Consider the following 12,974-nt stretch of genomic DNA (forward strand, 5'->3'; position numbering starts at 1 on the left):
CTGGCCCGTCGGCTGAAACGAAAGCAGGCTCATACCGACGGAACCGCCGACCGCAGGCGCCGATACGCCGCGACGCAGCGCTGGCGGTAGTCGATATCGTCGTGCCGTCTCTCGGCGATGCAGGCCTTCACGCACTGCACTGCATCTCCGTCGGTATCCAGCAGCGAGTCGACCTCCCGCGCCGCCAGCCGGGTCAGTAGGGCGACGCCGTGCGCCGGCGGTTCGGGAAACGCCGCCAACGCGTCGAGTGACGGTTGAAAGGCGTGTCTGCGGGTCAGTTCAACTACCTGATCGGAAGCAGCTGCCAGCCATGCCGCCCCTTCCGCGTTCACGCACACCAGCGGAAAGATCGCCGCCAGCCGCGGAAAGACCGAGTTCCGATAAATCGTTGTCTTCCAGTACTTCTCGGCGATCGCGGCGAAGTGCCGGTAGTCGCGAATCGCCACCATGTCGGCGTCGGCAATCGGTAGGATTTCGACCGGCGGTTTGGTCGGGACCACGGTGTCGTTGGCAACGTCGACATACCAGGTGCCCAGTTGGATCGCGTTCTGGAAGTAGGTGTCGCGCAGCACGCCCCAGATCTTGCGCGCCGATCCGCCGCGCCGCAGGAAGTCGGCTATCACGGCATCGGCATCGGCCTGGGGCGCATTCACGCGCTCCTGCAGCACTGCGAACACCGCGTCGCGGATCTCCAGGCAGCGGCCAACCGGGTAACCCTTGCCGGTGAAGGTCGGGTACTGGCGCGCCAGCGCCGGATCGACCGCAGAGCGCAGGGACGTGAAGTACCGCCGTAAGACGTCAGGGTCGCCGAGATGCGTCGCGGTCAGCGTGGCCTGGACCGGGTCGGCAGGTGCCGGAGCCATGGGCAGCAGCGCCGACGTTCCGGTGCTCACCCCTTGCCGCCCACCACCGGCCGCCGGACCGTCCGCACGTCACCGACCTTCTCCAAGGTGCGGGCGCGGAAGTCGCTCAACTTCTCTTCTGCCACCGCCATATGGTGGCCATTGGCGTGCAGGATCTTGCCGCCACCGACCAGGAACGCGACATGTCCCGGCCAGCACAGCACATCACCGGGCTGCGCCGCATCAACACCCCCTTCCACTTCCAGACCGAGAGTCTGCGCCTGCATGTCGCTGTCGCGCTGCACGGCAAGGCCGGAGCGGGCCAGGGAGAGCTGGACCAGGGCCGAACAGTCGAGGCCGGTCGACGACCGACCACCCCAGGCGTAGGGCGCTCCCATGAACCGCCGAGCGGTCGCTATCCAGTCGCGGGCGGTCGCATCCAGCGGCGTCAGGTGCCGCGCCCACAGCCAGCCGCCGCTGCCTCCGGCGGTGTCCGCCAACCGGCACCAGCCGTCGTCTCGGATCTCCACCACAGTGACGGCGCTGGTGATGTGCAGCAGGTCGCGCGGCGGCAGCTTCAGGTCCGGCCCGCCGAACAGATAGCTGCGCAGGGCCGCAATCCGATGGGTCGGCTCGGGACCTTGCTCGACCAGGGTGATGCCGCGGACATAGCCGACATAGCCGTCGGTCCGGTTCTGCACCCAGGCCCAGCCGCCCTCACGCTCGTAGACGTCGACCAACTCGCCGTACAGCAACTCGCTGCCCTGCCGGGCATCGTCGTACGGACCCTCCTTCAGCGATGCCTGACCGACGCCGATGCGCGCCGGTGTCGGCTCCACGAACCGCGCAGCGTCGACCCGGCCCTGCAAACCGGCGCCGGCGAGGTCGAACCGGTAGGCGTGTAGCCGTGGATCGAGGCGCTCCGCGGTCATGCGTTCAGATCCTTGATGGCGCCGTCCAGCCCGCCGAGGGTCAGCGGGTACATCCGGTTCTCCATCAGTTCCTGCACCATCCCGACCGACTGGGTGTACTTCCAGAACCGCTCCTGGACCGGATTCAGCCAGACCGAACGCCGGAAGTGCGACAGCAGGCGCTGGATCCATACCCGGCCCGGTTCCGGGTTCATGTGCTCGACGCTGCCGCCGGCGACCGCGATTTCGTACGGGCTCATCGCCGCGTCGCCAACGAACACCGCCTTGTAGTCGGGACCGAAGGTGTGCAGCACCTCCATGGTGTCAATCCGCTCGACATGCCGGCGCCGGTTGTCGCGCCACAACCGCTCGTACGGGCAGTTGTGGAAGTAGAAGTACTCCAGGTGCTTGAACTCCGACCGGGCGGCCGAGAACAGCTCCTCGCACAGCTTGACGTAGGGGTCCATCGAGCCGCCGACATCGAGGAACAGCACGACATTCACCACGTTGCGGCGTTCCGCCTGCATCTGCAGGTCGAGCCAGCCGCCGTTCTTGGCGGTCTGGCGGATGGTGCCGCCGATGTCGAGTTCGTCCGGGCGGCCCTGGCGGGCGAACTTGCGCAGCTTGCGCAGCGCCACCTTGATGTTGCGGGTGCCCAACTCGACGGTGTCGTCCAGGTTGCGGAACTCGCGCTTGTCCCAGACCTTGACCGCGCGGTTGTTGCGGTTGCCGTCCTGTCCGATCCGCACGCCCTCGGGGTTGTAGCCGTTGGCCCCGAACGGCGAGGTGCCGGCCGTTCCGATCCACTTCGAGCCGCCCTGGTGCCGGCCCTTCTGCTCCTCCAGGCGCTGGCGCAGAGTCTCCATCAGCTTGTCCCAGCCACCCAGCGCCTCGACCTTCGCCATCTCCTCCGGCGTCAGGTTCAACTCGGCCAGCTTGCGCAGCCATTCCTCGGGCAATTCCTTGCCGAACAGCTCGTCAAGCGCCTCCAGCCCCTGGAAAACGTGGCCGAACACCTTGTCGAACCGGTCGAGGTGGCGCTCGTCCTTCACCAGGGCGGCGCGCGACAGGTAGTAGAAGGAATCGACCGACCACGCCACGAGTCCGGCCTTCACGGCCTCCAGAAGGGTCAGGTACTCCGTGACCGACACCGGCACCTGCGCCTCGCGCAGCGCGTAGAAGAACCGCGTGAACATCCGACTCTTGTGACCCCAGCCGGCGCAGCGGTCAAGCGGCTCGGCGCCAGCCGGCGCTCACGACTCTGGTTATTGCGCCTTCAGCGCCTTCTCGATAATCGCTCGATGGGTGAACAGCTTGGAGGTCAGCGGGACCGCGTTCTCGTCCTGGCATTCGCGCTTCTTCGGCTTGGCGACCTTCGCCGATTCGGACATGTAGTGATCGAGGAAACCGATGTCGTCATCGTCGGCGCCAAGCTGGACGAGCGTGTCGCGCGCCAGCCCGCGGAAGTACTCTTCTTCCTTCGCATCCCCGCCGCAGACCTTGACGGAGGCAAGGATGTATCCGGCCTGATCGGCGTACGCCCGCATCGCCTGCGGAGCGGCATCGATCAACTTGCCGGCCGTGGCCGGGCCCGTCGCGGCCACCGTCAGTAACGCCGCCAGCATCGTCGCTCGTACGGTCATGCTCGACCCTCCCGTCGTGCGAGGAACGCCAGCCGCTCGAACAGGTGAACATCCTGCTCGTTCTTCAACAGTGCGCCGTACAGCGGAGGGATCAGGTCCTTCTTGTCGGTAACCTTCAGCGCCTCCGGCGGGATATCCTCGATCACCAGAAGCTTGATCCAGTCGAGGAACTCCGAGGTCGATGGCTTCTTCTTCACCCCCGGAACCTCACGGATCTCGTAGAACGCCGTCAACGCCGCCCTCAGGACCTCCTTCTTGAGTCCCGGGAAATGGACGTCGACGATGCGCTCCATCGTGTCGGCGTCGGGGAACCGGATGTAGTGGAAGAAGCAGCGGCGCAGGAAGGCGTCCGGCAATTCCTTCTCGTTGTTCGAGGTGATCAGCACGATCGGCCGGTGCCGGGCGGCCACGGTCTCGCGGGTCTCGTAGACGTGGAACTCCATGCGGTCGATCTCCAGCAGGAGATCGTTCGGGAATTCGATGTCGGCCTTGTCGATCTCGTCGATCAGCAGCACCACCTGCTCGTCCGAGGCGAACGCCTCCCACAGCTTGCCGCGCTGGATGTAGTTGGCGATGTTCTTGACCCGCTCGTCGCCAAGCTGGCCGTCACGCAGCCGGGCGACCGCGTCGTACTCGTACAGGCCGTGCTGGGCCTTGGTGGTCGACTTGACGTGCCACTCGATCAGCGGCTTGCCGAGCGCCGTTGCGATCTCGCGGGCCAGCACGGTCTTGCCGGTCCCGGGCTCGCCCTTGACCAGCAGCGGCCGTCCCAACGCTACCGCAGCATTGACCGCAACCATCAGGTCCTCGGTCGCGACGTAGCGGTCGGTTCCCTCGAAGCGGGTCGTCTCAGCCATCCGGCGCTCCCGTGTCGTTTCCGTTCTCAGGCCGCAGCCGGTGCTTGGGCCAGCACCGCCTCGATCGCATCGAGAGCCGCCTGGGCTTGTGACGCATCCGGCCCCCCGGCCTGCGCCATGTCCGGCCGGCCACCGCCACCTTTGCCACCAAGCGCCTCGGAACCGACCCGGACCAGATCAACCGCGCTGATCCGCCCGGTCAGGTCTGCGGTGACACCGACGACCAGGGACGCCTTGCCCTCATCGCCGCTGACCACCGCCACCACGCCCGATCCGATTTCCTTCTTCAAAGCATCGGCCAGGCCTTTCAGCTCGCGCGCCGGGACACCTTCCAGCGCCCGTGCGGCATAAGTAAGGCCCGCCACCTTCTTGGCCTCGCCCGCCGTACCGCCACCGGCAGCCAGCTTCTTGCGGGTTTCGACCAACTCCCGCTCCAGCCGCCGGCGTTCCTCGACCAGCGCATGAACCCGTGCCGGCAGATCTTCCGGCGTGGTCTTGAGCTCGGCCGCCGCCTCGCCGAGGGCTGTTTCGCGGGCTCCAATCCAGTCGAGGGCACCGGCACCGGTCACCGCTTCGATCCGGCGCACGCCGGCCGCCACCGCGCTCTCGCCGACAATCTTGAACAGCCCGATGTCGCCGGTGCGCCGGACATGGGTGCCGCCGCACAGTTCCACCGACCAGGCTGAACGGTTGGCCTTGTCGGCCGCCCCGCCCATCGACACCACGCGGACCTCGTCGCCGTACTTCTCGCCGAACAGCGCCATCGCACCTTCGTCGATCGCCGCCTGCGGGGTCATCAGCCGGGTGGTCACCTCGGAATTGCCGCGTACCCGACGGTTCACCTCGGCCTCGACCCACGCCAGGTCGTCACGCGCAATCGACGCGGGATGGCTGAAGTCAAAACGCATGCGCTCCGGCGCCACCATCGAGCCCTTCTGGGCGACATGCTCGCCCAGCCGCTGGCGCAACGCCTCGTGCATCAGATGGGTGGCCGAATGGTTGGCGCGGGTCCGGTCCCGACGCTCGGTGTCGACCGTCAACTGCACCGCGTCGCCGACCGACAGCGAGCCGCCCGACACGGTGCCGCGGTGCACGAACACATCGCCCAGTTTGCGCTGGGTATCGACGATCGCCACCGTCGCCGTGCCGCCGTCGATGGCACGTACCGTTCCAGTGTCGCCGACCTGACCACCGGACTCGCCGTAGAACGGGGTCTGATTCACGACCACCAGCACTTCCGCACCGGCCTCGGCCTTCTGCACCGGCTTGCCGTCGACCAGCAGGGCCGTCACCTGACCCTCGGCCGCGGTGGTGTCATAGCCCAGGAACTCGGTCGCCCCGGTGTTCTCGCGGACCTCGAACCAGACGGCATCGGTCGCCGCCTCGCCGGATCCGGTCCACGCCTTGCGCGCCGCCGCGCGCTGCGCGTCCATCGCCGTGTCGAACCCGGCCTGATCCACGGTCCGGCCCTGGCCGCGCAGGATGTCGGCGGTCAGGTCCAACGGGAAGCCATAGGTGTCGTACAGCTTGAAGGCGACGTCGCCCGGCAGTGCCTGACCGTCACCGAGCTTGCCGGTCGCCTCTTCCAGATGCTTCAGGCCGCGCCCGAGGGTATCCTTGAAGCGGGTCTCTTCCAGCTGCAGCGTACCGGTGATCAGCGCCTGGGCGCGCCCGAGCTCCGGGTAGGCCCCACCCATGTCGCGGACCAGGGTCGGCAGCAGCCGGTGCATCAACGGCTCGGTGCAACCCATGATGTGGGCGTGGCGCATCGCCCGGCGCATGATCCGGCGGAGCACGTAACCGCGGCCTTCGTTGGACGGCAGCACGCCGTCGGCGATCAGGAACGCGCTGGCCCGCAGATGGTCGGCCACCACCCGGTGCGAAACCTTGAACGGGCCGTCCGGCTCGGTGTTCGAGGCGTGCGCCGACGCTTCGATCAGCGCGCGCATGGTGTCGGTGTCGTAGTTGTCGTGCTTGCCCTGCAGCACCGCCGCGATCCGCTCCAGGCCCATGCCGGTGTCGATCGACGGCCGCGGCAACGATCGCCGCTCATCCTTGGTGATCTGCTCGAACTGCATAAACACCAGGTTCCAGATCTCCATGAACCGGTCGCCGTCCTCGTCCGGCGACCCGGGAGGGCCGCCCGCGATGTGTGGGCCGTGGTCGAAGAAGATCTCCGAGCATGGGCCGCAGGGGCCGGTGTCGCCCATCGCCCAGAAATTGTCGGAGGTCGCGATCCGGATGATCCGGTCGTCGGGCAAGCCGGCGACCTTGCGCCAGAGGGCGGCCGCCTCCTCGTCTTCGCTGTACACCGTGACCAGCAGCCGGTCCTTCGGCAGCGCGAAGTCCCGGGTGATCAGGGCCCAGGCAAACTCGATGGCGTTCTCTTTGAAGTAGTCGCCGAAGGAGAAGTTGCCCAGCATCTCGAAGAAGGTGTGATGGCGCGCGGTGTAACCGACGTTCTCCAGGTCGTTGTGCTTGCCGCCGGCGCGCACGCATTTCTGCGCGGTGGCGGCCCGGACGTAGTCGCGCTTTTCGGCGCCGGTGAAGACGTTCTTGAACTGCACCATCCCGGCGGTGGTGAACATCAGCGTCGGGTCGTTGCGCGGCACCAGCGGCGACGACTCCACGGCTGTGTGTCCCTGGGCGGCGAAGTAATCAAGAAACGCGCGTCGGATATCGTTCGTCGTCGCCATGGCGAATCTCCAGCCAGCACTGCCCCGGCACGCGAAAGCGCGGTTCGACTGAACCGCGCCCCCGCCAAGGAAAGCCCTCGCTTGTAGCGACGCCTCGCCCGGCTGTCCAGGGAACGGAACGCCGCTCCCCCAGCCGCACCGCGGCCAGCCGGTCAGGCGTCGTCGCTGCCGTCGCCCTCGCCCGGATCCGGGTCCCCGACCAGCATGGCATCGGCCACCAGCCCGGCATTCTCCCGGATCTTGTGCTCGATCGCCTGCGCGACGTCCGGGTTCTGTCGCAGGAAGGTCTTGGCGTTCTCCCGGCCCTGGCCGATCCGGTTGCCGCCGTGGGAGAACCACGCACCGGATTTCTCGACGATCCCGGCGTTGACCCCGAGATCGAGCAGCTCGCCCATCTTGGACACGCCCTCGCCATACATGATGTCGAACTCGATCACCCGGAACGGCGGCGCCAGCTTATTCTTGACCACCTTCACCCGGGTCTGGTTGCCGACCACCTCGTCGCGATCCTTGATCGCGCCGATGCGGCGGATGTCCAGGCGGACCGAGGCATAGAACTTCAGCGCGTTGCCGCCGGTGGTCGTCTCCGGGTTGCCGAACATCACGCCGATCTTCTGACGGATCTGGTTGATGAAGATCACCATGCAGCGCGACTTCGAGATCGATCCGGTCAGCTTGCGCAGCGCCTGGCTCATCAGCCGGGCCTGCAGGCCGACATGGGTGTCGCCCATCTCGCCCTCAAGTTCAGCCCGCGGCACCAGGGCGGCGACCGAGTCCACAACCAGGACGTCGATGGCGCCGGATCGCACCAGGGTGTCGGCGATCTCCAGTGCCTGCTCTCCGGTGTCGGGCTGCGAGATCAGCAACTCGTCGATATCGACCCCGAGCTTGCGGGCATAGATCGGATCGAGGGCGTGTTCGGCATCAACGAAGGCGCAGGTGCCGCCAGCCTTCTGGGCCTCGGCCACGACGTGCAACGACAGCGTGGTCTTGCCGGAACTCTCCGGCCCGTAGATCTCGATAACCCGCCCACGCGGCAAGCCGCCAATTCCAAGCGCGATATCGAGGCCGATCGACCCGGTCGACACGGTATCGATCTCGACCGCCTTTTCCCGCTGGCCGAGCTTCATCACCGAGCCCTTGCCGAACGCACGCTCGATCTGGCTGAGCGCCGCTTCCAGTGCCTTGGACCTGTCCATGCCGTCCTTCTCGATCAAACGCAGCGCCGCAGTCATCGGCTCGGCCTCCTTCTATCGCGGGGCACCCGGCGCGGCAACGGGCCTCTCCAGACTAACGGCTGTGCGTTCCGAACCCTGAGCGCAGCCGCCGCGCCCCACAGATCGTACTTATTTTGTTCTCTTTCACAAGTAGATTTTCTTGTTTTGTTCACGCCTACATCGTGGATTCCCGAAGGGTGATCGACTCAAGATGTGGGAATCGACGTCCCGACGGTCCGTTTCACCGCGACCGCCAGCTGTTTCAGCGAGAACGGTTTGGGCAGGAACGCCACCCCTTCGGCATCGACGATTCGCTGGCGCAGGGCATCTTCCGAATAACCGGAGATGCACACCACCGGCAGTCCCGGCCGGCTCTCCCGCACCGTCTTGAACAGCGTGGGGCCGTCGATGCCGGGCATCACCACGTCGGTGATCAGCAGATCGAGATGCGGCGCCTCGCGCTCCAGCAGTTCGAGGGCCGCCTCGCCCGATCGTGCCTCGATCACATGGTAGCCCTTGCTGCGCAGGGCCCGGGCGGCGAACAGCCGGACCGGATCCTCGTCTTCCACCAGCAGCACGGTTCCGGTTCCTGACAGATCGGAGTCGAGTCGCCCGTCCGCCGACTCCGCGACCGCGTCGAGTTCGCCGGACCATGCCGGCAGATAGACCGAGAACGTCGTGCCGGAACCGACCGTGCTGTCGACGAACAGGTGCCCGCCGAACTGCTTGACGATGCCGAACGCGGTGGACAGGCCGAGGCCGGTGCCCTGCCCCACCTCCTTGGTGGTGAAGAACGGCTCGAAGATGCGCGCCAGGTGTTCGGGCGGAATCCCGGTTCCGCTGTCCACCACGTCGATCAGAACGTACTCCCCGGGCGCCATGGCTTCTTCGCCCTGGCGCAGCGGCTTGACCGTGGTCACCAGCGAGGTGTGCATGCGGATCAAACCACCCGACGGCATGGCGTCGCGGCCATTCACGACCAGATTGATGATCACCTGCTCCAACTGCCCGACGTCGGCCTTGACCGGCTTCAGGTCGCGGCCATGCACCAGCTCCAGGGTAACGGTCTCGCCGATCAGGCGACGCAACAGATGCGACAGGTCCGCCAGCGTCTCGGTGACGTCGATCACCCGCGGGATCAGGGTCTGCTGCCGCGAGAACGCCAGCAGCTGGCGCACCAGGTTCGCTGCTCGGTTCGCGTTCTGCTTGATCTGCATCACGTCGGCGAACGACTGGTCACCCGGTCGGTGACGCTGCAGCAGCAGGTCGCAGAACCCGGTCATCGCCGTCAGCAGGTTGTTGAAGTCGTGGGCGACACCGCCGGCCAACTGCCCCACGGCCTGCATCTTCTGGGACTGCACGAACTGGGTTTCCAGAATCCGGCGTTGCGTGATGTCGATGGCGAACACGATGGAACGCCCCACCGCTCCGTTCGCTTCTCGTCTCAGGAACAACGAGACATACGCCTCCCCGTCCGGCCCCAGTCCGGCTTCCACGGGGTCATCGCGTTCGCTGTGCTGCATCGCGGCAGCAACCCGTTCCCGGTCCACCGGAACAATGCAGTCAAGGAAGTCGGTCCCGACCAGCGCGTCATGACGGTTGTCCCCCGCCAGCCGGCTGAAGAACCGGTTGTGCGCAATGATCCGGCCGCCTGCGTCCAACTGCACCACGCCGATCGGCGCGTCCCGCATCACCGAGGCGATCAGGGCCTCCGGCGACCCGGTCGGTTCGGGCAGTGCCGCTGCCGTCCGTTCATCCGGCAGCCGGCGCAAGGTCACCCTGAATCCCTCGTCCAGCGAGTCGAAGGTCGGGCTCACCCTGCCCAGTTCTCCCTCGATCGCCTCGCCTTCCGTCGGGCCCGCCCCCCGCTGTTCCGTCGTCTTCAGACGCAGAAGCTGCAGCCGCAGCCGGGCAAACGCCCGTCCGCCGCCACTCCTGGCCTGTTCCCCCAGCAGATCCGCGATCGGCCCCTCGAAGGAAACCAGGCGGCCGTCGTCGTCGAGATGGATGCGCACCACCTCTGCATCGTCCGGCGGACCCAGCTCGGGGTCCAGACCGCGATCCGCCGGTTCGGCAACCGAGGCGACGGCACCGCTGCCACGCCTGTCCAGCCAGCGCACGGCACCAGCGCCGACCACCACCCCGATCGCAATCGAGACGGCGCTGGCAATCAATTGCGCTGCTTCCATGCGGCGTCGCTCAGTCGCCGAACGTCCGGCCCTTGAGCCGGTACACGTAGGAGATCACCTGGGCCACCGCCTTGTAATAGGTTTCGGGGATCTGCTCGTCGATGTCGACACTGGCGAACAGCGCACGCGCCAAAGGCGGGTTCTCGACGATCGGGACCTTGTGTTCCTTGGCGACCTCGCGGATCCGAAACGCGACGGCGTCCGACCCTTTCGCCACCACGACCGGCGCCGCCATCGCAGACGTATCGTACTGCAGAGCGACGGCAAAGTGGGTCGGGTTGGTGATCACCACGTCGGCCTTCGGAACCGCCGCCATCATACGGCGGCGTGCCCGATCGGCTCGAATCTGCCGCAGGCGCGCCTTGATCTGCGGATCGCCTTCGGCCTGCTTATGCTCGTCGCGGATGTCCTGTCTGGACATTCGCAGCTGCTTGTAGTGCTCGTACCGCTGATAGATGTAGTCGGCGATCGCCACCACGGCCATGAACGCCAGCACGCCCATCATCAGCCGGATCACCAGGGTCTGGATCTCCTGGAGGACCTCGATCAGGTCCATCGTCAGGAGTTCTTCGGCACGGTCGATCTCGGGCGACATCAGGACATAGGCAATAAACGCCACGATCGCGAGCTTGATGATGCCCTTGAGGAATTCCACGATCGACTTCAGCGAGAACAGCCGCTTGAAGCCGGCGAGCGGCGACAGCTTCTCCAGCTTCGGCGTGATCGGTTCGGTCGTGAACAGTATCCCCGACTGTCCCAGCGCGGCGGCCACGCCAAGCACCAGCACCGTTCCCAGGGTCGGCGCCAGGGCCAGGAAGGTATCGACCACCAGCCCCATCAGGATCTCGCTGGTGCTGCCGGCGTCGATGCGGGCAACCGCGGCATGCTCGATCACGATCGCCATCGACGAGTAGAGCTGAATGGCCATGTAGGGGGCCAGGATCGTCACCGCGAAGGTCAGCGCCAGCAACGACGCAAAGTTAGTGACCTCCTTGCTCTGGGCAATCTGTCCCTTCTTGCGAGCGTCACCGAGCTTCTTGCTGGTTGGCTCCTCGGTTTTTTGGGAGGCGTCCTGGGAGTCCGACATCGCCCGCTTCGTTCAGTTGGGAATCAGGTACGTGGCCGCAGTATCGGCATAGTACGTCAGAAACGCCGACATCAGTGCGCCCAGAATGGTGACCCAGACGAACAGGCCCAGATAAATCTGCGCCGGAAGGCCAATGAAGAAGATCTGCAGCTGCGGCATCAGCCGCGCCAGCACGCCCAAAGTGACGAAGAACAGCAGACCGAACACGAAGAACGGTGCCGACAGCTGGACCGCCACCTTGAAGCTGCCGGACACCAGCTCGGTGATCGCCTCGGAGAAGTCGCCGATCATCAGTTCGCCGCCTGGCCGAAACACCGCATAGCTCTCGACCACGGCCCGAATCACCATGTGATGCAGGTCGGTGATGAACAGCATCATGATGCCGAGCAGCGTCAGCACCAGGCCGATCGCGGACCCCTGCTCCGACAGCGACGGGTTGAAGACTGTGGCGGAAGCCAGGCCGGTGGAGAACGAGATCACCCGGCCGGCAGTATCGAGCGTCAACCAAAGGATCCGCGCCACCAGACCGAAGTACAGGCCGATCAGGACTTCGCCGGCAACCAACGTCAGCAAGCCGGCCGCGCTGGTGGGCTCCGGCGGCAATTGCGGCGCAATCACCGGTGCCACTGCCAGGGCGAGCGCAACTGCGAACAGCAGCCGGACCCGAACCGGAATGAAGACTTCGCCAATGCCCGGCAGGAGCAGCAGAACCGCGCTGGTCCGCGCAAACACCAGCATGATCTGGAAGATCCGAAGCGGCAGGTATTCCTCAAGATCCACGTCCGGCTCCCGACGTCCGAAACCGCCTAGCCCGTCCGGCGGTGGGCATCACGGCAATCCGATGATCTTGTCGGCGATGCCTTCGAAAAACGCGCTGATCTGGGCCAGCATGAAGGGCAGCAGCAGCATCAGGGACGCGAACACCACCATGATCTTCGGCACGAAGACCAGGGTCATCTCCTGCAACTGGGTCAGAGCCTGAAACAGCGCGATCGTCAGCCCAACGGTCAGAGCGATCGCCATGATCGGGCCGGACATCGTCAGCAAGGTCAGGACCGCGTCGCGCGCGATCGAGAGCGCATCTTCCTCGGTCATGTCGGCCTCCGTTCACACCAGTGCCGCTATCCACCCGGCAATAAATGCAGGGTGGGCAGAATACTCCCAGGCCATCAATGCACAGCGCAATCAGATCGGAATGCGCAGGATCTCCTGGTACGCCGAGACAAGCTTATCCCGCAGTGTCGTCACGGTCTGCAAGGTCAACTCGGCATCATTGACCGCCGCGACAACATCGGTCAGATCCGCCTTGCCGGCGATCCCCTCCTTCGACACGTCCTCGCCACGGTGCAAGGAGGCGATGGCTTCAGAGGCGGCATCGCGCACATAGTTGGCGAAATCCTTGCTGCCGGCTGTCGGGCCACTGGCCGTGTTGACGCCGAGCCCGGCTACCGGTGGTACCGGGCCGCCGATGTTCTGGACCATGATGCGTCCTCCTCGCCTTCACTTTAACAAATCGCGCGCGTCGCCGAAAG

The 12,974-nt window shown here is 65.9% G+C and carries 12 protein-coding genes; all 12 read right to left on the reverse strand.

What is annotated here, in order from left to right:
* Window positions 1–29: 29 nt before the first annotated feature.
* Window positions 30–893, reverse strand: coding sequence for a hypothetical protein (locus RIC54_RS10580; RefSeq protein WP_350095951.1), 864 nt, complete (start codon window positions 891–893; stop codon window positions 30–32).
* Window positions 890–1,774 carry a C40 family peptidase gene (locus RIC54_RS10585; RefSeq protein ID WP_350095953.1) on the reverse strand — a complete coding sequence of 295 codons (885 nt, stop codon included), beginning with the start codon at window positions 1,772–1,774 and terminating at the stop codon, window positions 890–892. The genes RIC54_RS10580 and RIC54_RS10585 overlap by 4 nt, the downstream gene beginning before the upstream one ends.
* Window positions 1,771–2,949, reverse strand: a complete 1,179-nt coding sequence (locus RIC54_RS10590; RefSeq protein WP_350151009.1) for a vWA domain-containing protein — start codon at window positions 2,947–2,949, stop codon at window positions 1,771–1,773. Before RIC54_RS10590 ends, RIC54_RS10585 begins: the two co-directional genes overlap by 4 nt.
* A 69-nt stretch (window positions 2,950–3,018) precedes the next feature.
* Window positions 3,019–3,396: a hypothetical protein gene (locus RIC54_RS10595; protein WP_350095957.1), complete on the reverse strand. Its 378-nt coding sequence runs from the start codon at window positions 3,394–3,396 to the stop codon at window positions 3,019–3,021.
* On the reverse strand, window positions 3,393–4,253 hold the full coding sequence (locus tag RIC54_RS10600) for an AAA family ATPase (RefSeq protein ID WP_350095959.1): 861 nt from the start codon (window positions 4,251–4,253) through the stop codon (window positions 3,393–3,395). The genes RIC54_RS10595 and RIC54_RS10600 overlap by 4 nt, the downstream gene beginning before the upstream one ends.
* Window positions 4,254–4,279: 26 nt before the next feature.
* Entirely contained in the window at window positions 4,280–6,949 is a 2,670-nt protein-coding gene (gene alaS, locus RIC54_RS10605) for an alanine--tRNA ligase (RefSeq protein ID WP_350095961.1), read from the reverse strand.
* Between the two features lie 152 nt (window positions 6,950–7,101).
* Window positions 7,102–8,184: a recombinase RecA gene (gene recA, locus RIC54_RS10610; RefSeq protein ID WP_350095963.1), complete on the reverse strand. Its 1,083-nt coding sequence runs from the start codon at window positions 8,182–8,184 to the stop codon at window positions 7,102–7,104.
* A gap of 188 nt (window positions 8,185–8,372) precedes the next feature.
* Window positions 8,373–10,355 (reverse strand): response regulator, encoded by a 1,983-nt coding sequence (locus RIC54_RS10615; RefSeq protein ID WP_350095964.1) that lies wholly within the window; start codon window positions 10,353–10,355, stop codon window positions 8,373–8,375.
* 10 nt (window positions 10,356–10,365) lie between these two features.
* Window positions 10,366–11,442: a flagellar biosynthesis protein FlhB gene (gene flhB, locus RIC54_RS10620; protein WP_350095967.1), complete on the reverse strand. Its 1,077-nt coding sequence runs from the start codon at window positions 11,440–11,442 to the stop codon at window positions 10,366–10,368.
* 12 nt (window positions 11,443–11,454) lie between these two features.
* Window positions 11,455–12,222, reverse strand: coding sequence for a flagellar biosynthetic protein FliR (fliR, locus tag RIC54_RS10625; RefSeq protein WP_350095969.1), 768 nt, complete (start codon window positions 12,220–12,222; stop codon window positions 11,455–11,457).
* A 48-nt stretch (window positions 12,223–12,270) separates the two neighbouring features.
* Window positions 12,271–12,537, reverse strand: a complete 267-nt coding sequence (fliQ, locus tag RIC54_RS10630) for a flagellar biosynthesis protein FliQ (protein WP_350095971.1) — start codon at window positions 12,535–12,537, stop codon at window positions 12,271–12,273.
* A gap of 90 nt (window positions 12,538–12,627) precedes the next feature.
* Window positions 12,628–12,924: a flagellar hook-basal body complex protein FliE gene (gene fliE / locus RIC54_RS10635; protein ID WP_350095973.1), complete on the reverse strand. Its 297-nt coding sequence runs from the start codon at window positions 12,922–12,924 to the stop codon at window positions 12,628–12,630.
* Between the last annotated feature and the right edge of the window lie 50 nt (window positions 12,925–12,974).

Origin of the sequence: Thalassobaculum sp. (assembly GCF_040219215.1) — a bacterium.
In the GTDB taxonomy this organism is placed as follows: Bacteria; Pseudomonadota; Alphaproteobacteria; order Thalassobaculales; family Thalassobaculaceae; genus Thalassobaculum_A.